20 protein-coding genes are annotated in these 24614 nt (G+C 70.7%); 16 read left to right on the top strand and 4 right to left on the bottom strand.

The genetic code is table 11. The annotated features are described in order from the left end of the window. The first annotated feature begins 84 nt into the window (after positions 1 to 84). Complete coding sequence (locus J2S57_RS30585; RefSeq protein ID WP_307249450.1) at positions 85 to 1839, top strand: hypothetical protein; 1755 nt, start codon at positions 85 to 87, stop codon at positions 1837 to 1839. 103 nt (positions 1840 to 1942) lie between these two features. Here the strand turns inward: J2S57_RS30585 and J2S57_RS30580 are convergent, their stop codons facing one another. Then, positions 1943 to 2407 carry a nuclear transport factor 2 family protein gene (locus J2S57_RS30580; RefSeq protein WP_307249449.1) on the bottom strand — a complete coding sequence of 155 codons (465 nt, stop codon included), beginning with the start codon at positions 2405 to 2407 and terminating at the stop codon, positions 1943 to 1945. Positions 2408 to 2517: 110 nt separating this feature from the next. Here J2S57_RS30580 and J2S57_RS30575 point away from each other — a divergent pair, with 110 nt between their 5' ends. Together J2S57_RS30575 and J2S57_RS30570 are read left to right on the top strand one after the other, a co-directional pair. Then, positions 2518 to 3135: a TetR/AcrR family transcriptional regulator gene (locus tag J2S57_RS30575; RefSeq protein WP_307249448.1), complete on the top strand. Its 618-nt coding sequence runs from the start codon at positions 2518 to 2520 to the stop codon at positions 3133 to 3135. A gap of 85 nt (positions 3136 to 3220) precedes the next feature. Further along, positions 3221 to 3688, top strand: coding sequence for a hypothetical protein (locus J2S57_RS30570; RefSeq protein WP_307249447.1), 468 nt, complete (start codon positions 3221 to 3223; stop codon positions 3686 to 3688). 204 nt (positions 3689 to 3892) lie between these two features. Here the strand turns inward: J2S57_RS30570 and J2S57_RS30565 are convergent, their stop codons facing one another. The 3 genes from J2S57_RS30565 to J2S57_RS30555 form a co-directional block, all read right to left on the bottom strand. Further along, the gene (locus J2S57_RS30565) at positions 3893 to 4930 is read right to left on the bottom strand and encodes a pyridoxamine 5'-phosphate oxidase family protein (RefSeq protein ID WP_307249446.1); all 1038 of its coding nucleotides are present in this window, start codon (positions 4928 to 4930) and stop codon (positions 3893 to 3895) included. 105 nt (positions 4931 to 5035) lie between these two features. Next, positions 5036 to 6448, bottom strand: coding sequence for an MFS transporter (locus tag J2S57_RS30560; RefSeq protein ID WP_307249445.1), 1413 nt, complete (start codon positions 6446 to 6448; stop codon positions 5036 to 5038). A 117-nt stretch (positions 6449 to 6565) separates the two neighbouring features. Continuing rightward, positions 6566 to 7432, bottom strand: coding sequence for an IclR family transcriptional regulator (locus J2S57_RS30555; RefSeq protein ID WP_307249444.1), 867 nt, complete (start codon positions 7430 to 7432; stop codon positions 6566 to 6568). A 212-nt stretch (positions 7433 to 7644) separates the two neighbouring features. Between J2S57_RS30555 and J2S57_RS30550 the strand changes: the two genes are divergently transcribed. The 13 genes from J2S57_RS30550 (at position 7645) to J2S57_RS30490 (ending at position 24593) form a co-directional block, all read left to right on the top strand. Beyond that, positions 7645 to 9228, top strand: coding sequence for an ABC transporter substrate-binding protein (locus J2S57_RS30550; protein ID WP_307249443.1), 1584 nt, complete (start codon positions 7645 to 7647; stop codon positions 9226 to 9228). Next, positions 9222 to 10232 carry an ABC transporter permease gene (locus J2S57_RS30545; protein ID WP_307249442.1) on the top strand — a complete coding sequence of 337 codons (1011 nt, stop codon included), beginning with the start codon at positions 9222 to 9224 and terminating at the stop codon, positions 10230 to 10232. Before J2S57_RS30550 ends, J2S57_RS30545 begins: the two co-directional genes overlap by 7 nt. Then, positions 10229 to 11113, top strand: a complete 885-nt coding sequence (locus J2S57_RS30540; RefSeq protein ID WP_307249441.1) for an ABC transporter permease — start codon at positions 10229 to 10231, stop codon at positions 11111 to 11113. Before J2S57_RS30545 ends, J2S57_RS30540 begins: the two co-directional genes overlap by 4 nt. Beyond that, positions 11110 to 11982 carry an ATP-binding cassette domain-containing protein gene (locus tag J2S57_RS30535; protein WP_307249440.1) on the top strand — a complete coding sequence of 291 codons (873 nt, stop codon included), beginning with the start codon at positions 11110 to 11112 and terminating at the stop codon, positions 11980 to 11982. Before J2S57_RS30540 ends, J2S57_RS30535 begins: the two co-directional genes overlap by 4 nt. Beyond that, positions 11979 to 12827 carry an ABC transporter ATP-binding protein gene (locus J2S57_RS30530; protein WP_307249439.1) on the top strand — a complete coding sequence of 283 codons (849 nt, stop codon included), beginning with the start codon at positions 11979 to 11981 and terminating at the stop codon, positions 12825 to 12827. Before J2S57_RS30535 ends, J2S57_RS30530 begins: the two co-directional genes overlap by 4 nt. After that, positions 12824 to 13753: an amidohydrolase family protein gene (locus J2S57_RS30525; RefSeq protein ID WP_307249438.1), complete on the top strand. Its 930-nt coding sequence runs from the start codon at positions 12824 to 12826 to the stop codon at positions 13751 to 13753. The genes J2S57_RS30530 and J2S57_RS30525 overlap by 4 nt, the downstream gene beginning before the upstream one ends. A 13-nt stretch (positions 13754 to 13766) precedes the next feature. Next, a complete protein-coding gene (locus J2S57_RS30520) occupies positions 13767 to 15248 on the top strand; it encodes a dihydroorotase (protein WP_307249437.1) in 1482 nt (493 codons plus the stop codon). Beyond that, entirely contained in the window at positions 15245 to 16768 is a 1524-nt protein-coding gene (locus tag J2S57_RS30515; RefSeq protein ID WP_307249436.1) for an MFS transporter, read from the top strand. The genes J2S57_RS30520 and J2S57_RS30515 overlap by 4 nt, the downstream gene beginning before the upstream one ends. 410 nt (positions 16769 to 17178) lie before the next feature. After that, on the top strand, positions 17179 to 17268 hold the full coding sequence (kdpF, locus tag J2S57_RS30510) for a K(+)-transporting ATPase subunit F (protein ID WP_307249435.1): 90 nt from the start codon (positions 17179 to 17181) through the stop codon (positions 17266 to 17268). Continuing rightward, on the top strand, positions 17268 to 18932 hold the full coding sequence (gene kdpA, locus J2S57_RS30505) for a potassium-transporting ATPase subunit KdpA (RefSeq protein ID WP_307249434.1): 1665 nt from the start codon (positions 17268 to 17270) through the stop codon (positions 18930 to 18932). Before kdpF ends, kdpA begins: the two co-directional genes overlap by 1 nt. Before the next feature lie 70 nt (positions 18933 to 19002). Then, positions 19003 to 21123, top strand: coding sequence for a potassium-transporting ATPase subunit KdpB (gene kdpB / locus J2S57_RS30500; protein ID WP_307249433.1), 2121 nt, complete (start codon positions 19003 to 19005; stop codon positions 21121 to 21123). 21 nt (positions 21124 to 21144) lie between these two features. Then, positions 21145 to 22008 carry a potassium-transporting ATPase subunit C gene (locus J2S57_RS30495; protein ID WP_307249432.1) on the top strand — a complete coding sequence of 288 codons (864 nt, stop codon included), beginning with the start codon at positions 21145 to 21147 and terminating at the stop codon, positions 22006 to 22008. 2 nt (positions 22009 to 22010) lie between these two features. Continuing rightward, positions 22011 to 24593 (top strand): sensor histidine kinase, encoded by a 2583-nt coding sequence (locus J2S57_RS30490; RefSeq protein ID WP_307249431.1) that lies wholly within the window; start codon positions 22011 to 22013, stop codon positions 24591 to 24593. Positions 24594 to 24614 lie beyond the last annotated feature (21 nt).

Raw genomic sequence — 24614 nt, 5'->3', positions numbered from 1 at the left:
GTCGGGCACAGCCGCGGAGACAGGTCGGCGGCCAAGATTGTCGGTGCCTCCTGCCAGCATGCTCATGACCGGGAAGCGGAGAGCATGGAGGACGTTGTGCGGGTGGTCTACGACGGGCGACTGTCGGTGTCGTACGGGCAGGCGTATGTGGAACCCGAGAACCCGGACGACGTCGTCGATCATCTTGAGGACTTCGCCGGTCAGATCAACGGCCTGCTGGGGGCGGCCCAGGCGGGTGCTCTCTACCTGACCACCGGTGTGCACACGGGTGACGTCGGGCTCCGGGTCGTGATCGCAGACGGGCCGGTGCCGCTGGGGTCGGAGTGGGAAGACGTGGTCGAGGCCACGTTCGTGCCGGAGGGCCCCTGTGTGGTCATGCAGTGGGCCGGTGAGGGCGTGCCGTGCGGATTCGAGCTGCTGCCGGTGCCCCACCGTGTTCGCTACAGCGCGCGAGGCATGGATGCCGGGCGCGACGCCGACGTGGTGATGCACGACGAACCCCTCGTCGACCACTATGAACTCACGTTCTGGCCCGCGGATCCGGCCCCCGAGCGGATCGTGCGTCAGGGCAGTCGGATCGCCGCTTACTGGCACGACGCCCGTGACCACGTCAAAGCGCGCCGTCGTGAGATCCAGCAGCGCTGGGGCGACAACCCGCCCAGCGACCTGCTGATCGACGTGACCGCGGCGCAGTGGCTCGTGAGGCGCCGCCGCGACCTGGCCGAGCAGATCGCCGCCGCCGCGCCGGCCGCACAGCGCGCCGTGGCCTACCGGGCCGCCCGCCGGTGCGCCGGGGAGCACCAGACCGAAAGCCCCGACTGGATCACGAAAGCGCTGACGCACCAGGCACGCAACGAGATCCTGCCGCCCGGGTTCGAGCGCCGGCCCGAGGTGGAGGAGGCCCTGCGGCGCACGCAAGAAGCGCGGGTGGCGGCGCTGCTCCACACGTCGCTGCCATCACCCCCGGGCCGCGTCGAGCCGTGCCCGCTCGACTGGGTCATCGCCGCGATCCTTGCCGCAGACCACGAAGATCCGCTGGTGGCGGCCCTCGACGCGCTGGCCCAGGCCTCGCACGCGGTCGCCGATACGCAGGCGCTGCTCGATCAGGCCGGGCAGCTGGCCGCGACGTTCTCCGCCTCGCAACCCCAGAGCGGCGAAGCCCCCGGCCCGGTGGCGCACCCCCAGGAGGATCCGCGCCACGACCCGTGGCACGGTGACTTCATGAGTCGTCTCACCTGGGGCGACGATCCGCCCAGCCCGCGGCTGATCGAGGTGTACGCCCGCGAGCTCACCCTGTTCGATCGACCCCTCGCCGAACGGATCGCGGCGGCGGCACCCGACGTTCAGCGGGAGATCGCCCGGTGGTCGGCCCGCCGGGCCTGCACGGCGTCCGGCCTGGCCGCCGCCCTGCCCGAAGTCGCCCTCGCCCTGGACCATCTCGACCGCGGGCAGGAGCTCCCTCCACCCTTCGACTCGGTCGGCGGGGAGCAGTGGCGGCTCCTCGACCGTCACGAGCCGGGAGACGAGACGGCCGAGACCGGGAGTACTTTCAGCGTCGCGGTCTTCGGCCAGGCCGGAACAGAAGCACCGGTCCATCCGGAGAACGACCCGCCCGAGACCGATCTGCCCGCCCACGAGGCGCTCGAGGCCGCCATCACCGTGGAGGGCACCCCCAACTGGTCTCGAGCCCACTACACGCTCGGGGTGATCCAGCAGGCGGCCGAGCCGGATCCGCTGAAGGCGGCCACCCACGCCCTGTGGACGGCGGCGTGCAGCTTCGGTGACGAGTACCGCCGCGGTGTCCTGAAACAGGCGTCCCAGCTCTTCTTCGAGGTGTGATCACGTGCTCGGCCGACCAGGACCGGATCGGTGCTGGCAACGCGTCACGACGTGAGGAGACAGCATGCGCGTCACTTCCCGTTCGGCACGCGAACCGAGGCGGTCAGCCCAGCGGAATGCCCAGCACCGCCGGATTCCCGTTGCTCCACAGACCGCGGATGCGGCGGTGGGTGATCTGCCATCCGTCCTGGCTCCGCCGGAACGTGTCCACGTAGGTGCCGCCCATCAGTAGCTGCCCGTCGCCTTCGGCGGCGTCACGCACGTGCTGGGCGATGAAAGTGGCTCGCGTGGTGGCGGTGTCACCCTCGACACTGACCTCGACGTTGCCCAGCAGGTGCTGCGTGACGTCCAGCGCCTCGAGGAACGCCCTGGCCATCGCGAGGATCTCCGCACGGCCGTCGGCCGAGCTGCTGCCGTAGTCGCCCTGGGCGTCGGCGGTGAACGAACGGGCGAACAGGTCCCAGTCGCGGGTGTCCATGGCGCGGGCCACCCGGTAGAGAACCTCGGTGACATCGGTGCGGTCCAGAAGCTTTCGGACGCCGGTGGGCTCGGCAACGGTGCTGGTCACGGTCGACCTCTTTCACGGTGATCAAGGGGGCGGGGACGTGTTCGACCCTAATACGGCACTGCCCAGTGCCGCAATCGTGGCCGGGGGCGGAAGCTGCGTAGGCTGACCCGATGACCGGCACCACCCCCACCTCCACCGGCACGGCCGGGCGCAGGCGCGACCCCGCCCGCGAGGCCCAGATCCTGCAGGCCACGCTCGACGTGCTGGCCGAGACGGACTACGCCGACGTGACCATCGAGATGGTCGCCGCCCGCGCCGGTGCCGGCCGGCACACGATCTACCGCCGCTGGGCCGGCAAGGACGAGCTGATCCTGGCCGCGATCGCCTGCGTCGACTCCTCCGACCTCGGTGCCGATGCCCTCGCCGACACCGGTGCGCTGCGGTCGGACCTGCTGGCCCTGCTCGACCCGGGCTGGCTGGGCAGCGGCGAGCGCCGCCTGCGGATCCTGTCCAGCGTCAGCGCGATGATGTCCCGATCGCCCGAGGCCCTGGTCGCCGTGCGCGAGGCGATCATCGAGCCGTCGACGGCCGCGTACCGGGTTCTGATCGAGCGGGCCGTGGCCCGGGGGGAGTACGCGCAGCCGGACAGCATCGAGGCGCTGGCGCAGGTCATCCCGTCGATGCTGACCTACCGGGCGTTGTTCCTGCAGCAGAGCGTCGACGAGGAGTTCGTGCTCTCCATGGTGGACGGGGTGCTGCTCGCGGCACTGCGGGACGGGAACCGCTAGGTCGGAATTCTCTGCAGGGCAGTGATTCTCGCGGTCCCCCGGTTCGCCGGGCGCGCCGGGGGTGTGGCTGCGGGAGAATGCCCGGATGATGAGCGGCATGGATGCCATGGGCTGGACCGGGGCGGTCGTCGGGTTCGTCGGTGGGCTGTACGCGGTCGCGGGGTGTGTTCTCGCGATCCGTGACCAGCGGCGTCTGGCCCGCCAGGGCGTAGAGTTCCCGCAGGCCCGTGAGCGGCCGTCGGAGAGGGAGCAGCGGGCGCGGCTGGAGCGGGCTCTGCGAACCGGGGCCGATGACGCCGAACTGCTGGTCCTGCGGCGGTACGCCACGAATCTGAGGGCGCAGCGCTATCAGGCGATGCTCTGGGCCGCCCTGCTGCTCCTGCAGATCGGCCCGTTCCTGATGGCACCGGGCGGGGCGAGGGCGGCGCTGGTCGTGGTCGCCGTGCTCCTGTTCGTTCCGGGTGTCACGCGCGTGGGGCGCAATCTCCGGATCGGCACGGCCTTCCTGCGCCGGTGTCCGAGTGACCAGCTCGGCGCCCTGCCCGCCGGCTGACCCACCTGGCCCCCACACCCCGGCCTGAGCAGGTGCCGGCCGCGCCCACGTCGTGACGGGCCCTCACCGAGACCGGCGATCCGGATCGCGAAAGTCCCGGGTGGGGCATTGATCGGGACTCACGCACTGGTCAGCAGGTGAAGCGGATTCCGGCTCCGGGCGCGCTGCCGGTCACCTGGATGACACGCGCCCGGCGCCCGCATCTCAGTTGGGGACGAGTTCCTTCAGCAGGTCCCAGCGCACAGCCGGGCGACTGAGCCGGCGCTTGGCCAGATAGCCCTTCGCCCCCGCGCGCCCGGTCCTGACCAGCCGGAGCTGATCGCGCACGGACCCGGTCGGCATGGGGTCCACGACGCGCTGCGGCTTCAACGCCCAGGTACCGTCCGGGAGTTCGGTCAGGGTGCCTCGGACCAGGACGTTGGTCAGGTTCGCGAGGTGCTCGTCGTGCTCGTGCACCATCAGACTGGCCGGGCCCTCGCTGATCGAGACACCCGCCGGACGGCTGAACACGAAGCCGTCGGGCCCGGCCTCCGCACGGACACGTGCCAGAACTGGTGCTCCCGAGTCGTCGTTCGCCCCGAGCACGGCAGTGGGATGCCGGGAAATCTGGTCCGCACCGAGCAGATCCGGTCGCTCGGCGACCGATATGGCCGCGGGTTGAGCAGCCGGCAGGGTCGTGATGCTCGTCGGCGTCACGGTGATCCGCAGGCGCATGTAGTACCAGTCCATCAGCCAGCGCACAGGCGGTTCGAGGTAGGCGCGACTGCTGGGCTGGCGGTCGAAAAGCATGGTCCAGTAGGCCTCGTCACCCGCCGGTGAGCCAGTGACCTCCTCCGGGCAGACTGCGGTTCCCTGCAGCAGGACGGGCGCGGGATCGCTCAGGCCACTGCCCGTGGGATCTGAGAAGAGCAGGGCGACCCGCCCGTCGCGGCGAATGTTGAATGCCTTCTGCGGGAACGAGATCGACGTCGTGATCAGGAAGGTCCCGTCGGCCTGCAGCCGGGTGGCGGTCGGCCAGGTGATGGGCGTGCCGTCCCGGGCCAGGGTGGCGAATTCGCACACACGGTAGGCGTCCAGGGTCTGAGCGACGTCTGAGTCGATGGAAATCACACCAGTTTCTACAGCGCTCCGGCGGGCCGCGCATTTTGTCACGCTGGCGGCTTTTCGGCCGGTGGATCGGGGTTCAGAGCCCCGAGTCCCGGGCGATCCTGGGACGGGCCGTTCCGGGTTCTGGTCGGACACGGCCGAAGAGTTCGCGGAACGGACCGGCCACTGGCTGGCGACGGAACTCTTCACAGCTCGGGAGAAACGTTCCTGACGTCGAAGTCGGGAGAGGACTGATCCGCCTCACCTTTTCCGCCTGGAGGGGACCATCCGTGCGGCCGGGCCGCCCAGGAGAAGCATGACCCCGATCACGATCAGGCACAGCCCGATCCCGTGGATCCCGCCGGCCGGGGACACCGCCCCGACGTCGATGCTGCCGGGAACGATGTGCGCGACGAGGACCGCCGACAGGGCGGCGCCGATGTACTGCGCGGTGCGGTAGAGGCCGCTGGCGCTGCCGGCGGCCCGGGCGGGGGAGCCGTGGTGCAGGGTCAGCTGGTTGCCGAGGTTGTTGAAGCCGGTGGGCACTCCGAGCAGGGCGTTGACCAGGGCGAGCAGCCACAGCGGGCTGTCGGCGCCGGCCAGCAGCACCAGCAGCAGGCCGGAGACGGTGAGCGAGGCGTTGCCGACGAGCAGGAGACGGGACGCGCTCAGCCGCCGGGAGAGACGAGTGGCGGCGAGGGTGGAGAGCACCCCGATCCCGAAGACCGGGAACATGAGCAGCCCGGCGGTCGCCGGGCCCAGTCCGCGCCCGGCCTCCAGCCACTGGGGCATGCCGTAGAAGACGGTGTAGAAGGCGATGAAGGTGACGCTCCCGCGGAGGCAGGTGCGGAGGATCCGCGGGTGCCCGGCCAGCAGTGCGAGGTCGAGAAATGGCGTGGGAAAGGCTCGTTCGCGCAGGATGAGCAGGGTGAAGAGCAGGGCGGAAACGGCGGCGGTGGCCAGCAGCCAGCCGGAGATCCCGTCGCGGGCGCCGAGCAGGGCCCCCATGGCCAGGGCCAGCGCGGCGACGAACAGCCCGGCCCCGGGCAGGTCCAGCACCCGCCAGTTGATCCCGTGGGCCGGGGCGGGGTCGGCGGGCACCCTGCGCCAGACCCAGAACGCGCTGTTGAGCACGATCGGCACGTTGATCCAGAAGATCCCCGGCCAGCCGGCCAGCACCACGACGAGGCCGCCGAGCGTGGGTGACAGGGCCGCGCTGGTCTGCCCGCACAGGGCGACCACCCCGATGGCGCCGGACACGGAGGCCCCGGTGCGGTCGGCCTGGCCGCGGATGACGGCCATCGCGGCCGGGAACTGGAGGGATGTGCCGAGGCCGAGCAGCACCCGATCGGCCACGAGCCAGCCCGCCGACGGTGCGAAAGGCCCCAGGACCGAGGCCAACACGATGATCACCAGGCCGTAGAGGTAGACCCGGCGGGGCCCGAACAGGTCGGCCAGGCGCCCGCCGGTCGGGGAACCGACGGCGGCGGCGATGTACAGGCCGCTGACCAGCCAGGGGATCGTGGCGGACGTGCCGTAGTGCTCGGCGATCGGGATCAGGGCCACGGCGATGACGGCCGAGTTCAGGCCCTGGAGCACGGTGCCGCTGCCCAGGGCCCAGGCCAGCGAGCGGGGGAGGGTGACGGCGGGTGCGGGCGTCGCGGTCACGCCCACGGAGGCCTGCGTTCCGGGCTGGTCATGATGTCCCTTTCACGGATGCACGGGATGGGATGAGTGGGCGCGGCTCATCACCGGCTCACCACGAGGAGGCCGGGGCCGAGGAACGGTGGGTCAGCCGGGAAGTCCCCCGTGCCAGCCCAGTTCGCGCGAGATCCGGTCGGCGGCCGAGCGCACCAGGGGGACGTACGCGCGCCGGGCCGGCTCGTCGACGCGCAGGGCGGGACCGCACACCGAGATCGAGCCGACGACCGATCCGTCGACCCCGAACACCGGGGCGGCGACGGCCCCGGCGCCGAGCTGGCGTTCACTGTCGGAGGTGGCGTACCCGTTCGCGCGGATGTGCTCGAGGCGTTCGCGCAGTTGCTCGGGGTCGATGATGGTGCGGTCGGTCAGGGCCGTGAACTCGGCCTCCAGCACTCGTTTCCGCTCCTGGTCGGGGAGGAAGGCGAGGATGCAGTTGCTGGAGCTGCCGGCGTGCAGGGGGTAGCGGCGACCGATCTCGACGGTCATCTTGATCTCCTGGGTGCTCTCGACCTGGTCGAGATAGACGCGCCCGTCGGCCATCCGGGCCGAGACCGTGGCGGTCTCCCCGGTCAGGCGGCCCAGCTCCCGGAGGACAGGCATGGCCGCCACCCGGATCCGGGACTCGCGCAGGGCTCTCGCCCCGAGAGCGGCCGCGCTGGGGCCGAGGCGGTAGCCGCGCGTGTCCGGGTCGGTGGCCAGCAGCTGCCGGTCGACCAGGGTGGTCAGGATCCGGTGCACCACCGCCTTGGACAGCTCGAGCCGGCGGGCGACCTCGGTGACGCCCAGGGACTGCGGGCCGTCCGCGAACAGCAGGAGCACGTCGGCCACCCGCCCGGCCGACTCGGTTCCCGATGCTTCCGCCATCGACTTCCTCTCGATCGCCCGGACGCCGTGGGCCGGGCTGCTGAAGGTGCGCGGAACCATTGTCCCGCTCTCCTCGACGGACGAGACCATAGCAGTCGTTCCTCTTGGCGGAACGTTTTTGCTAGAGCGCGAGCAGGGCGAAAAATGGCCGTCTCCTGGGGAAACCAACTGTTAACACGCTGTCCTGCAGCTCCTATTGATTCGATCCACGTCGGGTGTCAGAGTTCATGGCCGTCAGCTTGTTCCGTTGAGAGGAACAGGCGGCGTCCTTAGGTCAGGCTCATGACAGCCGGGAGAAGCAGATGAGAACCCCCTGGAGCGCGACGGCCCTGTGTGCCGTCCCCCTCGTGCTGGCCGGCTGCGCCGGATCGTCGGCCTCCTCGTCCGGTGCCGCGACGACGACGTTCACCATCGCCACGGATGCCGTGACCACCACGCTGGAACCCTCGAAGTACGACAACATCTCGCACCGCTTCGCCCAGGACCCGGTCAAGGGAACCCTGCTGGAGTACCAGAACTTCGAGGAGAGCGACGGGCAGGTCCCCGGCCCGGACGACCTGAAGCCCTCCCTGGCCACGAGCTTCGACGTCGGCGAGGACGGCATCACCCTCCAGCTCGGTGATGCGAGGAGCGCCGCCGGCAGCACCCTGAGCGCCGACGACGTGAAGTTCACCTTCGATCGCATCCTCGCCCTCGAGGACCCGATCGCCCTCTCGCTCATGACCAACGCCGGGATCGACCCGGACGACCCGGTCACGGTCGTCAACGAGCACGAGGTGACGATCAACGCCAAGGTCAACGCCCTGTCGGCGCAGACCCTGGACTCCTACCGCTTCTCGATCCTGGACTCGGCCACGGTGAGGTCCCACGCCACCGACGCCGACCCCTGGGCCACGGACTGGCTGTCCACGAACACCGCCTCCTACGGCCCCTACCAGGTCAGCGCCTTCACCCCGGGCACCAGCCTGACGTTCAAGGCCAACCCGAACTACGCCGGGGAGATCGCCTACCCCACCGTGAACATGCAGGCCGTCGCCGACCCGGCCGCCCGGGTCGTGATGGCCAAGACCGGTCAGGCCCAGATGGTCTCGGGCCTTCCCCTGAGCACGATCAGCACCCTGTCCAAGGACCAGAACGTGCAGGTGCTCGCCATGCCCTCGCAGGCCCAGGACATGCTGGAGCTGAACAAGGACGTCAAGGCGTTCCAGGACCCGGTCGTCCGCCGCGCCATCTCCCAGGCCCTCGACCGCGCCGCCCTGCTGGCCGGCCCCTACTCCGGCCTGGGCACGGCCTCCACGTCCCTGGTCTCCACCAAGATCCCGGCCCAGAACTCCACCTCGGCCTACTTCACCCACGACGCCGAGGCCGCCCGACAGGCCCTGGCCGACGCCGGGTACGGGGACCTGTCGTTCACGATCACCACCAACCAGGCCTCGATCAGCCCGGTCCCGGCCGAGTCCCTGCTGACGGCCCTGAAGCAGCAGCTGGCCGCGGCGGGCATCACCGTCAAGGTGGCCACCGTCAGCAGCGCCGCCGACTTCACCGCCGCCTACCACGAGGGCAAGTACGAGGCGTTCATCCGGCTGGAGGCCCCGCTGGTGGCCGACCCGGTGTTCTTCCTCAGCGCCTTCCACTCCACCGGCGGCCTGTCCAACTACATGAAGGACTCCGACGCGGGAGTGGACGCGGCGGTCAAGGACGCCGTGAACCTCACCGGTGACGACCGGCTCGCCGCCGTCGCCCCCGGCATCGCCAGCGCCAACGAGAACATGATCGACATCCCCCTGGTCGAGTCGAGCAACCAGTACGTCTACCCGGCCTCGGTCTGCCCCGGCCCGATGACCATCGCCCGCTACTTCGACCCCGCCACGGCGAAGCCGTGCTGACGAAGCACCGAGCCGGCTACGTCGCCCGCCGCCTGGCGATGATCCCCCTCGGCGTCCTGATCGTCGTCACCGCCACGTTCTTCCTGATCAACGCCATCCCCTCGGACCCGGTCGGGGCCCGCCTGGGCGACCTGGCCACCCCCGAGCAGATCGCCGCCGAGCGCGCCGCCCTCGGCCTGGACCAGTCGCTGATCCACCGCTTCCTCGACCTGCTCGGCGGCATCCTCACCGGTGGGCTCGGCACCAGCTACTACACCGGCACCGACGTCTCGTCCGAACTCCTCGGCCACGTCACCAGCACCCTCGTGCTCGTCGTCCCGGGCTTCCTCCTGGCCGCCGTCCTCGGTGTCGGCCTGGGCGTCCTGGCCACCCGCGAGCACCTCAGCCGCTGGATCCGCCTGGTCGTCACTGTCCTGCAAGGGCTTCCGGTGTTCGTCCTCGCCGTCCTCGGCATCCTTCTCCTGGTCGTGGTCCTGCCCGTCCTGCCCTCACCCACCGGCCAGCTCGACGCGAACATCCCGGCTCCACCGGTGCGCACCGGGGCGGTCATGGTGGACGCGCTGATCGCCGGCCGCCCGGACGCGCTGGGTAACGCCGTGGGTCACCTCGTGCTCCCGGTGCTCTCGATCGGCCTGATCGCCTCGGTGCCGTTCGCCCGGATCACCGCCAGCGCCCTGCGCTCGGCCCTGGCCGCCGAGTTCTCCGCCTTCGGCGACGGCAACGGCCTGTCGCGGCGCACCGTGATGCGCAACGCGCTGCGCACCTCCCGTCCGGGCATCGCGACCGTCGGCGGGATCGTCGCGGCCGAACTGATCGGAGGATCCATGCTGATCGAACAGGTCTTCTCCTGGAACGGCATCGGGCAGTGGGGCCTGAACGCCATCACCCAGAACGACCTGCCCGTGGTGCAGGCGTTCGTGCTCTTCGCCGCGGTCGGGACCATGGTCATCTACCTGCTCGCCGACATCGTCGCCGTGCTCCTGGACCCGAGGACCGCATCGTGAGCCTCACCACCGACGCGACCACGACGTCCATCATCGACACCACCGGGACGACCCCGAAAAGTGCTGCCCCACGGGTGTTGCGGGACCCGGTCGTGCTGGTCTGCCTGGGCTGGATCGTGGGCCTGGTCGGCTGGTCGCTCACCGGCGCGTTCCCGCACAGCCCGACCGTCGCCGACCCGGCCGTGCTCCTGCACCCGCCGGGCGGCGGGTACCCGTTCGGCGTCGACCAGGACGGCTACGACGTGCTCTCCCGCACCGTCCACGCCGCCAAGTTCGACGTGCTCATGGCCCTGGCCGGGGCCCTCGTCGCGGCCGTGGCCGGCACCTGGCTCGGCATCCTGATGAGCGGCGAGGGACGCCTGCCCGCCCTCGCCACCCGCGGCCTCGACGTCTTCCAGGCCGTGCCCCTGCTGGTCGTCGCGGTGGCCGTGATCGGGCTGGTCGGCACCTCCCGCACCATCCTCGTCGTCATCATCGCAGCCATCAACACGCCCCTGTTCATCCGCCTGGTGCAGAGCGAGGCGCGCCTGGTGCGGCAACGCGGATACGTCACCGTCGCCCGGATCCACGGCGTCAGTGAGGGCACGATCCGCCGGCGGCACATCCTGCCCAACGTCACCGGCGTGCTGTTCCCCCAGTTCTCGCTGTCGATCGGCTACGCCATCGCCTCGGTCGGCGCCCTGAGCTTCCTCGGGCTCTCCGAACCCGGCAGTGCCAGCTGGGGTTCCATGATCAAGGCCGGTATCCCGCTGCTGCCGCTGAACCAGTGGTGGATGGTCGTCTTCCCGTCCCTGGCCCTGTTCAGCGTCGTGCTCGCGTTCAGCGAGCTGTCGCACCGGCTGCAGGGTCACGTCGAGCAGATCCCGGGAGGTGCCCGGTGAACCCGGCCCTGCAGATCGACGGGCTGACGGTGAGATACCGCACCCGCCAGGCGGAAGTGACCGCCCTGCGCGACGTTCACCTCGGTGTCGCCGCCGGTGAGGTCCTGGCCGTCGTGGGGGAGAGCGGCTCGGGCAAGTCCACGCTGCTGGCCTCGCTCCTGGGACTGCTGCCGACGGGGACGGGGGTCGAGGGCACGGTGACGGTCCAGGACTTCGACCCGGTGGCGGCGACCGCGAAGGAAGCCGCCCGGTGGCGCTTCCAGCAGGTCGGGTACGTGCCGCAGCTGACCCAGCGCTCGCTCGTGCCGGTGCTCACGGTGGCCGAGCACTTCCGCCAGTTCGGCTCCGGCGGCGACTGGCGCAGCCAGGCGGTGCGCTCGCTGACGGATCTGGGCCTGCGGGCCCCGGAGACGGTGCTGCGACGTCATCCGCACGAGCTGAGCGGTGGAATGGCCCAGCGGGTGTGCATCGCGTTGGCCACGTTCGCCGGGAAGCCGCTGCTGGTGGCCGACGAGCCCACCTCGGGGCTGGACCCGCTGGTCACCGTGCGGGTGGCCGACCTGCTGCTGGAGTCACGCCGCCGCACCGGCTCGAGCCTGGTCCTGGTCACGCACAACCTGCGACTGGCCCGGCGGATGTCCACGCGCATCGCGGTCTTCCGTTCGGGAGTCCTGGTCGAACACGGGCCGGCCGCAGCCGTTCTCGAAGACCCGCTGCATCCGTACACCCGCAGCCTGATCGCCGCGGTGCCCGAGCCCGGACGTCGTCTGGTGCTGCCGGAGGCCGGATCCGATCTCACGGGGACGGCGCTGGTCGAGAAGGAACCCGGTCACTACGTGGCCGAAGAGACCGTGGGAGCGGGCCGGTGATCGAACTCGAGGACGCGCGGATGGTCTACGGCGCGAACGTGGCCCTGGACCGGATCACCCTGACGGTGGCCCCGGGGGAGTGCCTGGCGGTCATCGGGGAGAGCGGCTCGGGCAAGTCGACCCTGGCCCGGGTGATGCTGGGGCAGGAACGCCTGACGTCCGGCACGTTCCGCCGCGACGGGCGGACCCGCACCGCCTACGTGGCCCAGGACCCCTCCGACTCCCTGAACCCGCGCATGAGCGTGGGCCGGATCGTCGCCGAACCGCTGGGCGGGAGAGGGGCCGCGGGGGAACCGGTCCGCGCGGCGCTGAAGGCGGTGGGGCTGGACGACGCCGTCCTCACCCGCCGCCCGGCCGCGCTCAGCGGCGGGCAGCAGCAGCGGGTCAGCATCGCACGGGCCCTGGTCGCCCGGCCCGACCTGCTGGTGCTGGACGAGCCCACCTCCGCCCTCGACCCGTCCGTGCAGGCCCAGGTGCTGCAGCTGCTGCAGGACCTGCGCGCCCAACGCGGGCTGACCAGCCTGCTGGTGACGCACGACCTGCCCGCCGCGGCCTACCTGGCCGACCGGATCGCCGTGCTGCACCGCGGCCGCCTGGTGGAGATCGGCCCCTCGCCGGCCATCTGGAACGACGCGCGGCACCCGTACACCCGGGCGCTGCTGGCGGCCGCCGTCGGGGACCCGCTGCCCGAACCCGACCCCGGCGAGCAGGCCTGCTCGCTGGGTCCCTACTGCACGGCGACCAGCGCGCCGTGCCCCGCGATCGAGACCGCACCCGCCCTGGCCGAGGCCGGGGCCGGGCACCTGGTCATGCCGTCCTGCACCGAGAGCCGAGGAGTGTCATGAAAGCCCGCATCCCGATCGTCGACGTCCTGGTCCCCGTCACCCCGGAGGGAGCCGTCAAGGACATCAGCGAGGTGCCCCCGCACCTGCGCGTGCCCAGCATCCTGAACCCGCTGTCGCTGGAGCAGCTGCTGCAGCGCATGGACCACTACGGCATCGGCCAGTCGGTGATCCCGGCCCGCAAGTACGGGCAGCACTGGGGGATGTCGTACGAGTTCCTGCGGGACTTCGTGGCCAAGAGCCCGAACCGGCTGTTCGCCACCGCCGGCATCGACCCGCTCAACAAGATGCCCGGCGTGCGGCTGTTCGAGGAGGCCGTGCGGGACTTCGGGTTCGTCGGGGCGCACACCTACTCGTCGTGGTCGCAGGTGCCGGCCGACGACCGGCTCTACTACCCGTACTACGCCAAGGCCGAGGAGCTCGGCGTGCCCTTCCAGGTCGAGTGCATGGCCGCCAAGGCACCGCGCTCGATGGGGCACCCCCAGTTCTTCGACCGGGTCGCCGCCGACTTCCCCGACCTGAAGCTCGTGGCCACCCACTGCGGCTATCCCTGGGAACGGGAACTCATGGCCTACGCCGAGTTCCGGCCCAACTTCTACGTCGGCGCCGACGGGTTCCCGACCGACCTGTGGCACGAGGACCTGATCCGCTTCATCAAGGGAACCGGTTTCGGCGGCCAGCACCCGTGGTCGAAGGACCGCTCGGACAAGGGCAACCCGAACTTCAACAGCACCAGCAACCGGGCCGTGTTCGCGACCAACTACATGAGCATGGACCTCGAGCAGACCTTCGCCGACATCGACGCGATGGACTTCTCCGACGAGATCCGCGACAAGCTCTTCGCCCACAACGGCCGCCGCCTGTTCAGCCTGCCCGAGCTCGAGCACGAGATGCCCGCACCCGGAACCGTTCCGCTCCCCACCGTCTGAAAAGAGCACCATCGTGGACACTGTCATCAAGAACGTCACCGTCGTGCGTCCCGACGCCGGTCCGGACGCGGGGGAGCTGCTCGACATCGGCATCGCCGACGGGAAGTTCGTGCGGATCGAGGCCGGTCTGCCGGTCGAGGGCGTGGCGAACGTCGTCGACGGCGCGGGGCTGCTCGCCTTCCCCGGAGTGGTGGACGCCCACCAGCACTGGGGCATCTACAACCCGCTGTCCGAGGACACCACGACCGAGAGCCGGGCCTCGGCGCAGGGCGGCGTGACCACCGGCCTGACCTACATGCGCACGGGCCAGTACTACCTCAACGAGGGCGGTCCGTACCGCGAGTTCTTCCCGAAGGTCCTGGCCGCGTCGCAGGACCGCTCGTACGTCGACTACGCCTTCCACCTGGCGCCGATGATGAACCAGCACATCGACGAGATCCCCGCGCTGATCGAGGAGTTCGGCGTCACCTCGTTCAAGATCTTCATGTTCTACGGCTCGCACGGCCTGCACGGGCGCTCGTCCGACCAGTCCAGCTTCCTGATGACCCCGCCCGACGAGCGCTACGACCTGGCGCACTTCGAGTTCGTCATGCGCGGTGTGCAGGCCGCCCGGGAGCGTTTCCCGGACCTGGCCGACGCGATCTCGCTGTCGCTGCACTGCGAGACCGCCGAGATCATGAGTGCCTACACCAGACTCGTCGAGCAGGAGGGCACGCTGTCCGGCCTGGCCGCCTACAGCGCCTCGCGCCCGCAGCACTCCGAGGCGCTGGCCGTGAGCATCGCCGCCGTACTGGCCGATGAGACGAACCTGGCCAACATCAACCTGCTGCACCTGTCCTCGGCCAAGGCGATGCGCGCGGCGATGCTGATGGCCAAGACGTTCCCGCACCTGGACTTCCGCCGCGAGGTCACGATCGGGCACCTGCTGGCCGACATCGACACCGCCGCCGGCATCGGGGGCAAGGTCAACCCGCCGCTGCGCCCGCGCGCCGACGTCGAGGCCCTGTGGGAGCACCTGCTGGCCGGTGACGTCAGCTGGGTGGTCAGTGACCACGCCTGCTGCAAGGACGAGAAGAAGTTCGGTGATCCCCGCGAGGACGTCTTCGCAGCGAAGTCCGGGTTCGGGGGAGCCGAGTACCTCCTGCCCGGCCTGGTCGGCGAGGGCACCAAGCGTGGTCTGTCGCTGCGCCGGATCGCGGCTCTGACGTCGTGGAACCCGGCCCAGCGGTACGGTCTGGGCAGCAAGGGGACGATCGCGGTCGGCTACGACGCCGACCTCGCGCTGGTCGACCCGAACCGCTCCTTCACCGTCGACCCGGCCGATTCCGAGTCCACGCAGGAGTACACCCCGTTCGACGGGTTCGAGGTCGGCGCGACCGTCACCGACACCTGGGTCCGCGGTCACCGGGTCCTGACCAAGGGCGTCGTCACCGGAGAGCCGACCGGGCGCTACGTCGCCCGCCCCACCACCGTCACCCCGGCGGCCGGGCGGTGAACCCCGCCTCGGCCGGCGGTTCGTCCCCGCTCCCCGGCGACCCGCCGGCCGAGGCGACCCCACCGCCCGGGCGCCCCGGCGCGTCCCCCGTTCTGCTGCTGACCCTGCTGGCCCTGGGGGCCGGCAACTTCTCGGTGCTGCAGTCACTGGTCAACCCCGCCCTGGGGACGATGGGCGCCGAGCTCGGGGCCGACCCCTCGACCTCGAGCTGGGTGCTGACCGGGTACCTGCTCGCGGCTGCGGTCGCCACACCGCTGGCCGGGCGGCTGGGAGACCTGTACGGGCGACGGAACCTGCTGCTGGGCGTGCTCTTTCTGCTGGCCGTCGGCGGGGTGGTCGCGGCGAGCGCGCCGACGATGGGGGTGCTGATCGCCGGGCGCCTCGTGCAGGGCGCGGCCGGGGCCCTGTACCCGCTGTCGTTCGGGATCGTGCGGGACCAGCTGCCGCCCGAGCGGGTGGCCTCCGGAATCGGCCTGCTGTCGGGCACTCTCGGTGTCGGTGGGGGAATCGGCATCGTCGCGGCCGGGCCGGTCGTCGAGGTGCTGGGCTGGCGCTGGCTGTTCTGGATCCCGGCACTGCTCACGCTCGTGGTCCTGGTGGGGGCCTGGTACTGGCTGCCCGATTCCTCGTCCCGGGCGCCGGGCGGGATCTCGCCACTGCCGCCGGTGCTGCTGACCGGCTGGCTCACGGCCCTGCTGCTGGGGCTGAGCAAGGCCGGGGTCTGGGGCTGGACGAGCGCACGGGTGCTGAGCCTGCTGGCCGGTGCGGTGGTGCTGGCCGCGGCCTGGCTGGTCAGCGAGTCCCGTTCGCCGCACCCGCTCGTCGACCTCCGGGTGCTGCGGCGCCGGGCGGTCTGGGCGACGGACCTGGCGGCGCTGGCCATCGGGTTCGCGCTGTTCGGCAGCTTCCTGCTGATCCCGCAGCTGCTGACCGTACCCCGTTCCGGCGGTTATGGTTTCGGTGCCAGTGTCACCGTGGCCGGGCTCTTCCTCCTGCCCTCGGCCCTGATGTCGCTGATCTTCGGCCCGGTCTCCGGAAGACTCAGTACCCGTTACGGCACGCGCGGCCTGATCACCGGGGGCGCGCTGGTGGTGGCCGCGTCGATGGCCCTGCCCGCGCTGGACCACAGCGGGTACTGGCAGTTGCTGGTCTGCAGCACCGGTCTGGGGATCGGCATGGGCCTGGCCTTCGCCGCGCTGGCCAACGCCGTGGTCGAGCACGTACCGCCCAGCCAGATCGGCGTCGCGACCGGTGTGAACACCCTGGCCCGCTCGCTCGGGGGCAGCCTCGGCACGGCGCTGGTGGCGACGTCGCTCGTCTCAGACTCCGGTTTCACCCGGGGGTTCTGGATCTGCGCGCTCGCGGGCCTGGTCTCGGCCGTCACCGGCCTGTGCATACCGCGCGGGCGGGGACCGGCCCGGTGCGAGGCTCCGGACCCGGCGTCATCGGCGCCGCAGCCACCGCGACCGCCACGTCCGGCGTCGGGCCTGACGACGCCGGCCTCGCCCCGGCCGCGGTGACCAGGCCCGGCAGGTCGACGGCTCGGTCGACACCGCCCCGCTGAGCGGCATCCACGGCAGTTGCGTCCCGGCCCGCCTCTCGCGTCGGGCCGGGACGGATGCCCGCCGCCCCCGTCGAGGACCAGGTTCTCGACGGGGGCGGCGTGGTTTGGCCCGGTGAGGTCGCCGCCGCAGATGTGAGCGCCCGCCCCGGTGTCAAGAAGCTGTCGGGATCGAGGCCCGGCCCGTCAAGGACGCGTCAAGGCATCTCCCCTCGCGGCCCGCCGGGCGGTGTGCTTGCTCACGGCCGGCTGGAAGCCGGGACGTATGTCGAAAGTGTGAGGGATAGCGGTGCTTGACCTGTTGTATCTGCTGCTGACGCTGGGGCTCTTCGGCGCCCTGGCGTTGATCGTGCGAGGGGTGGAGCGGCTGTGACTCTCCTGAACCTGGCCGGACTGGTGATCGCACTCGGCCTGACCGTGTTCATGCTGGCTGCCCTGCTGTTCCCGGAGAAGTTCTGATGAGCGACACCACCGCGGGGGTCGTCTTCGTCGTCTCGCTCGTCGTCGTGCTCGCGGCTGTGTACCGGCCCGCCGGCGACTACCTCTACCGGGTCTTCACCGGCACCGGGCACTCCCGTGTGGAGCGGGGCGTCTACCGGGCGATCGGGGTCGACCCCGGGGCCGAGCAGCCGTGGGGCGTGTACGCCCGCAGCGTGCTGGCCTTCTCCCTGATCTCGCTGGCGGCCCTGTACCTGCTGCTGCGTCTGCAGGGCCGGCTGATGCTGTCGCTGGGCTTCGACAGCCTGCCTCCCGGGCTGTCCTGGAACACGGCCGTGAGCTTCATGGCCAACACCAACTGGCAGGCCTACTCGGGTGAGTCCACCATGGGTCACCTGGCCCAGATGTCCGGGCTGGCGGTGCAGAACTTCGTCTCCGCGGCCGTCGGGGTCGCCGTGTGTGTGGCTCTGGTGCGAGGTTTCGCGCGCAGCCGCACGGAGCACCTGGGCAACTTCTGGGTCGACCTGACCCGGATCTGCCTGCGGATCCTGCTGCCGGTCGCGACCGTGGCCGCGATCGTCTTCGTGGCGGCCGGTGCGGTGCAGAACTTCTCGGCCGGGAACGAGATCCAGACCCTGGCCGGTGGGGCCCAGACCGTCCCGGGCGGCCCCGCGGCCAGCCAGGAGGCGATCAAGCTGCTGGGCACCAACGGCGGCGGGTTCTGGAACGTGAACAGCGCCCACCCGCTGTCGAACCCGACGGCCTGGACGAACTGGATCCAGATCTTCCTGATCCTGCTGATCCCCGTGGCCATGCCGCGGGCGTTCGGCCGGATGGTCGGCAGCAACAAGCAGGGTTACGCGATCCTCGCCGCCATGAGCGTCATCGCGCTGAGCAGCATCACGCTGCTGAACCTGAGCAACGGCCTGGGGGGCGGCAACACCGTGCCGGCGGCCGCGGGCTCGGCGACGGAGGGCGTGGAGCAGCGTCTGGGCGTGCTGAACTCGGCGACCTTCGGGGCGGCGACCACGCTGACCTCGACCGGGGCGGTGGACTCGTTCCACTCCTCGTACACCTCGTTCGGCGGCGGCCTGGCCATGCTGAACATGATGCTGGGCGAGATCGCGCCGGGCGGAACCGGTTCCGGCCTGTATGGGATGCTGATGCTCGCGGTGATCACGGTCTTCGTGGCCGGCCTGATGGTCGGGCGCACCCCGGAGTACCTGGGCAAGAAGATCGGCTCGCGCGAGATCAAGTTCGCCTCGCTGTACCTGCTCACCACGCCGGGCCTGGTCCTGGTCGGCACGGCGGTCGCGATGGCGGACCCGGCCGCGCGGGAGTCGATGCTCAGCGCCGGTTCCCACGGATTCTCCGAGGTGCTCTACGCCTTCACCTCCGCGAGCAACAACAACGGCTCGGCCTTCGCCGGCCTGAGTGCGAACACCGGCTTCTACAACACCGCGCTGGGCGTCTGCATGCTGCTCGGGCGTCTGCTGCCGATCATCTTCGTGCTCGGCCTGGCCGGTTCCCTGGCCGCTCAGAGGCCGACGCCGGAGAGTGCGGGCACGCTGAAGACCTACCAGCCGCTGTTCGTCGGGATGCTCGTCGGCGTGGTCGTGATCGTCGTGGCCCTGACCTTCCTGCCGGCCCTGGCGCTCGGCCCCATCGCCGAGGGCCTGAGCTGAAAACCCCTGACGCGCCGAAGGTGCCGGAGAAGATCCGGTGCGCCGGGCGTCCCCCGTTCAAGGACTTGTGATGACTGCGACCACCACCGAGCGCCCCCCGGCGCAACCCAACCCGCCCGAAGGGGCACGACCGAAGGCCGGCGGCGGCCTTCTGGACCCCCGGCAGCTGTGGACCTCGCTGCCGGACGCGCTGCGCAAGCTCGACCCACGCACCCTGTGGCACAACCCGGTGATGCTGATCGTCGAGATCGGCTCACTCCTCACCACCGTGCTGGCCGTCACCGAGCCGTCGGTGTTCGCCTGGACGATCACCGTTTGGCTCTGGCTCACGGTTCTTTTCGCCAACCTGGCCGAAGCGGTGGCCGAGGGGCGCGGCAAGGCCCAGGCCGACACCCTGCGCAAGGCCAAGCAGGACACGGTCGCCCGGCGGGTCGTCTCGCCCGACGACCTGACCGAAACCTCGGTCGGGGCGCCGGAACTGGCTCTCGGCGACTTCGTGGTCGTGGATGCCGGTGAGGTGATCCCCGGTGACGGTGAGGTCGTCCAGGGCATCGCCAGTGTCGACGAGTCCGCGATCACGGGTGAGTCCGCGCCCGTGATCCGGGAGTCGGGCGGCGACCGGTCCGCCGTCACCGGTGGTACCCGGGTGCTCTCGGACCGGATCATCGTGCGGATCACCCAGAGGCCCGGTGAGAGCTTCGTGGACCGGATGATCGCCCTGGTCGAGGGCGCGAACCGGCAGAAGACGCCGAACGAGATCGCGCTGAACATCCTGCTGGCCTCGCTGACGATCATCTTCCTGATGGCCGTGGCCACGTTGCAGCCGATGGCGATCTTCGCCGTCCGGGAGCAGGGTTTCGGTACGGACGACGCGGTCCTGAACGCTGACGGCGTCACCGGGATCGTGCTGGTGAGCCTGCTGGTCTGCCTGATCCCGACCACCATCGGCGCCCTGTTGTCGGCCATCGGCATCGCCGGCATGGACCGGCTGGTCCAGCGCAACGTGCTGGCCATGTCGGGCCGCGCGGTGGAGGCGGCCGGTGACGTGAACACCCTGCTGCTGGACAAGACCGGCACGATCACGCTGGGCAACCGGCAGGCCTCGGAGTTCGTTCCGGTGCACGGGGTCTCGGTGGCCGAGCTGGCGGACGCGGCCCAGCTCTCGAGCCTGGCCGACGAGACGCCGGAGGGACGCTCGATCGTCGTGCACGCGAAAACTGCCCACGGGCTCCGGGAGCGGGACGTCCACGGGGCGACCTGGATCGAGTTCACCGCCCAGACCCGGATGTCGGGGGTGGACGTCGACGGACGCCAGTTGCGCAAGGGGGCGTCGGCCCAGGTGGTCGAGTGGGTGCGGGGCAACGGGGGACGCGTGCCCGCCGACGTGAAGGACATCGTCGAGGAGATCTCGGGGGCCGGGGGGACGCCGCTCGTGGTCGCCGAGGCGACCCGGGTGCTCGGCGTGATCCACCTCAAGGACGTCGTGAAGAACGGCATGCGTGAGCGTTTCGACGAGATGCGCCGGATGGGCATCCGGACCGTGATGATCACGGGTGACAACCCGCGCACGGCCGAGGCCATCGCGAAGGAGGCCGGGGTCGACGACTTCCTGGCCGAGGCCACCCCGGAGGACAAGCTCGCCCTGATCAAGCGGGAGCAGGAGGGCGGCAAGCTGGTCGCGATGACCGGCGACGGCACCAACGACGCGCCGGCGCTGGCCCAGGCCGACGTCGGCGTGGCGATGAACACCGGCACCTCGGCCGCGAAAGAGGCCGGGAACATGGTGGATCTGGACTCCGACCCGACGAAACTCATCGAGATCGTGGAGATCGGCAAGCAGCTCCTGATCACCCGCGGCGCCCTGACCACGTTCTCGATCGCCAACGACATCGCCAAGTACTTCGCGATCATCCCGGCCATCTTCGCCGCGGTGTACCCGGGCCTGGACACGCTGAACGTCATGCGCCTGGACAGCCCGACCTCGGCGATCCTGTCGGCGGTCATCTTCAACGCGATCGTCATCGTCGCGCTGATCCCGCTGGCCCTGCGGGGTGTGAAGTACCGGCCCTCCGACGCCGCGACCCTGCTGCGCCGCAACCTGCTGGTCTACGGGCTCGGCGGCATCGTCACCCCGTTCGTCGGGATCAAGATCATCGACCTGGTGATCTCCGCGATCCCCGGAATCTCCTGAAACTCACGAGGAAGAACGAACATGCGAATCCCGTCGTGGATCGGTCAGCACCTCGCCGCCGTCCGGCTGCTGATCGTGATGACCCTGATCCTGGGGCTGGCCTACCCGCTCGCCGTGACGGCCGTGGCCCAGATCCCCGGGCTGAAGAACAAGGCCGCTGGCTCGCTGCTGGAAAAGGGGGACACGGTCATCGGTTCCGAACTGATCGGCCAGTCGTTCACCGATGCCGAGGGCAACGCCCTGCCGCAGTACTTCCAGTCCCGGCCCTCCGCGGCCGGTGACGGTTACGACCCCTTGTCCACCAGTGCGTCCAATCTCGGGCCGGAGGACATCGTCGACACCCTGGGCGCGGACGCCTCGCCCAGTCTGCTCACCCAGATCTGCTCGCGCAGTCTCGCCGTGGGCGCCCGGGAGGGCGTGGACGGGTCTCGCCCGTACTGCACGCCCGACGGCGTCGGCGCGGTGCTCGGCGTCTGGCACGCCGACGGCGGCACCGGGCCGGTCACCCGGGTGGTGAGCCTCAACCAGGCCGCGCCGGCCCGGCCCTTCGTCGGCACCTACGAAGGTGTGACGGTGGAACCGGCCGAGCCGGGCACCGAGTACACCGGCTACGTGGCCACGCCGGTGAGGGGTTCCGCCTCCGGGAGCCCGGCGGTGCCGGCGGACGCGGTGACCGCCAGCGCGAGTGGGCTGGACCCGCAGATCAGCGTGGCGTACGCCGAACTGCAGGTGCGCCGGGTGGCGAAGGAGCGGGGCCTGGACCCCGCCGGGGTGGAGAGCCTGGTCCAGGAGTTCACCACCGGCCGGACCCTGGGCTTCATGGGTGAGCCGGGCGTCAACGTGCTGGAGCTCAACCTGGCGCTCGACTCGGGGGCCGGGGCGTAGTCATGGCCGGTCAGCTGCGGGTGCACCTGGGGGCGGCTCCTGGTGTGGGCAAGACGTACAAGATGCTCGAGGAGGGCCACCGGCGCCGCGAACGCGGGACCGATGTCGTCGTGGGCTACGTCGAGACCCACGGCCGGGAGCAGACCGAGGCGATGATCGCCGACCTCGAGGTGCTCCCGCGGCGGACCGTCACCTACCGCGGGGCCACGTTCACCGAGATGGACGTGGAGGCGGTGCTGGAACGGGGTGCGGAGGTGGTGCTGGTCGACGAGCTCGCGCACACCAACGTGCCGGGCTCGCGCAACGCCAAACGCTGGCAGGACATCGAGGAACTGCTGGACGCCGGGATGACGGTGCTGACCACGGTCAATGTGCAGCACCTGGAGTCGATCAACGACATCGTGCGGCAGATCACGGGCGTGCCGCAGCGTGAGACGGTGCCGGACGAGGTGGTGCGCCGGGCCGAGGCGATCGAGTTGGTGGACATGGCGCCGGAGGCGATCCGGCGGCGGATGGCGCACGGCAACATCTACCGGCCGGAGAAGATCGACGCGGCGCTGGGGAATTATTTCCGGGTGGGGAACCTGACGGCGCTGCGGGAGCTGGCGTTGTTGTGGCTGGCCGACAAGGTCGACGACGAGTTGTCCAGTTATCGTGCCGCGCAGGGGATCTCGGAGACCTGGGAGGCGCGGGAGCGGGTCGTGGTGGCGCTGACGGGTGGGCCGGAGGGGGAGACGCTGATCCGGCGGGCGGCCCGGCTGGCCAGCCGCTCCCGGGGGGCTGATCTGCTGGCGGTGCACGTGGCCCGCAACGACGGGCTGAGCAGCAGTGGGGGCTCGCACGCGCATCTGGTGGCGCAGCGCACGCTCGTCGAAGACCTCGGCGGCACCTACCACCAGGTGGTCGGCAACGACATCCCCAGGTCGCTGCTGGCTTTCGCGCGCGGGGTCAACGCCACCGAGCTGGTGCTGGGAGTCTCGCGCCGCAGCCGCCTGCAGTCGCTGTTCTCGCCGGGCGTCGGTGTGACCACGACCAACGGGGCGGGCAGCATGGACGTGCACCTGATGACGCACGGGCAGGTGCGCCAGGGCCGGGCCCTGCCGAAGGTGGAGAACGCCCTCGGCCGCAACCGCCGGATCTACGGGTTCGTCCTGGCCACCCTCGGCATCGGTGTGCTCACCCTGCTCCTGACGCAGCTGCGCGACCGGATCTCTCTCGACAGCGACGTCCTGCTGTACCTGGCCGCCGTGGTGGTCGTGGCCCTGGTGGGCGGTCTGTGGCCGGCCCTGGTCGCGGCGCTGCTGGGCACGTTCCTCCTGAACTTCTACTTCGCACCGCCCATCCACGAGGTCACGATCGCGTCCGGGGAGAACATCCTGGCCCTGGCCGTCTTCCTGGTCGTCGGGGTCGCGGTCAGCGCCACCGTCGACCGGGCGGCCCGGCGCACCCGTGAGGCCGCCAGCGCGCAGGCGGAGGCCGAGACGCTGTCCACGCTGGCGGGTCACGTGCTGCGCGGCGCCGAGCCGTTGTCCGCGCTGCTGGATCAGCTGCGGGAGACGTTCGGCCTCAACGGCGCGACTCTGCTGCAGCGCCGGCCTGATGCCGCTCCGAGTCCCGATCTGCAGCACGATCCCGAGTCGTGGGAAGTCGTCGCCTCGGTCGGCCGCACTCTGCGGACGCCGGGGGCCGGGGATGCGGAGGTCCTGGTCGACGAGAAGGTCTCGCTGGCCTTGTGCGGGCATCCGCTGGCGGCCGAGGACCGGCGTGTGGTGCAGGCTTTCGCCGCGCAGGCAGTGGTGGCGATGCGGCAGCAGCAGCTCAGTGAGCAGGCGGCGGCGGCCGGTCCGCTGGCCGAGGTCGACCGGATGCGCACGGCGTTGCTGTCCGCGGTGAGTCACGATCTGCGCACGCCCCTGGCGGCGGCGAAGGCCGCGGTGGGTGGCCTGCGCGCGCCGGGGGTCGAGTTCAGTGCCGAGGACCAGGCCGAACTGCTGGCCAGTGTGGAGGAGTCGCTGGACCGGCTGACCCGGCTGGTGGAGAACCTTCTGGACATGAGCCGGTTGCAGGCGGGGGCTCTGGCCATGCATCCGCAGCCGACGAGTATCGCCGAGACCGTGGCCATCTCCCTGGACGAGATCGGTTCTCCGGGCGAGAGGATCGCGGTGCATCTCCCGGAGGAGTTCCTGGAGGTGACGGGCGATCCGGTGCTGATCGAGCGGGTCCTGGTGAATCTGCTGCGTAATGCCCTGCGGTACTCGCCGCCGGAGTCTCCGCCGATGGTCACGGTGAGCGCGCACGCGGGTGTGGTCGAGGTCAAGGTCATCGACCGGGGTCCTGGTATCCCGAGCGAGAAGTGGGACGACGTGTTCCTGCCGTTCCAGCGGCTCGGTGACCGGGACAACGGCACGGGTGTCGGGCTGGGGCTGGCTCTCTCACGCGGTCTGACCGAGGCGATGGGCGGCAGCCTGGTTCCCGAGACCACGCCGGGCGGTGGGCTGACGATGGTGATGACGTTGCGGCAGGCGGGTGCCAGGCGCCCGGACGAGGACGCGCCGGTGGGAGCCCTGAGTCGCGGAGGGACCTGATCCGGACCGGTCACGGCCCCG

The organism is Kineosporia succinea (genome assembly GCF_030811555.1).
Taxonomy (GTDB): Bacteria; Actinomycetota; Actinomycetes; order Actinomycetales; family Kineosporiaceae; genus Kineosporia; species Kineosporia succinea.
This window is presented reverse-complemented; position numbering and strand designations above follow the sequence as displayed.

Excerpts from the sequence above, each read along its gene's own strand:
- J2S57_RS30585 (WP_307249450.1), top strand. The coding sequence starts at position 85 with ATGGAGGACGTTGTGCGGGTGGTCTACGACGGGCGACTGTCGGTGTCG.
- J2S57_RS30575 (WP_307249448.1), top strand. The coding sequence starts at position 2,518 with ATGACCGGCACCACCCCCACCTCCACCGGCACGGCCGGGCGCAGGCGC.
- J2S57_RS30570 (WP_307249447.1), top strand. The coding sequence starts at position 3,221 with ATGATGAGCGGCATGGATGCCATGGGCTGGACCGGGGCGGTCGTCGGG.
- J2S57_RS30555 (WP_307249444.1), bottom strand. The coding sequence starts at position 7,432 with ATGGTCTCGTCCGTCGAGGAGAGCGGGACAATGGTTCCGCGCACCTTC.
- J2S57_RS30550 (WP_307249443.1), top strand. The coding sequence starts at position 7,645 with ATGAGAACCCCCTGGAGCGCGACGGCCCTGTGTGCCGTCCCCCTCGTG.
- J2S57_RS30525 (WP_307249438.1), top strand. The coding sequence starts at position 12,824 with ATGAAAGCCCGCATCCCGATCGTCGACGTCCTGGTCCCCGTCACCCCG.
- kdpA (WP_307249434.1), top strand. The coding sequence starts at position 17,268 with ATGAGCGACACCACCGCGGGGGTCGTCTTCGTCGTCTCGCTCGTCGTC.
- kdpB (WP_307249433.1), top strand. The coding sequence starts at position 19,003 with ATGACTGCGACCACCACCGAGCGCCCCCCGGCGCAACCCAACCCGCCC.
- J2S57_RS30495 (WP_307249432.1), top strand. The coding sequence starts at position 21,145 with ATGCGAATCCCGTCGTGGATCGGTCAGCACCTCGCCGCCGTCCGGCTG.
- J2S57_RS30490 (WP_307249431.1), top strand. The coding sequence starts at position 22,011 with ATGGCCGGTCAGCTGCGGGTGCACCTGGGGGCGGCTCCTGGTGTGGGC.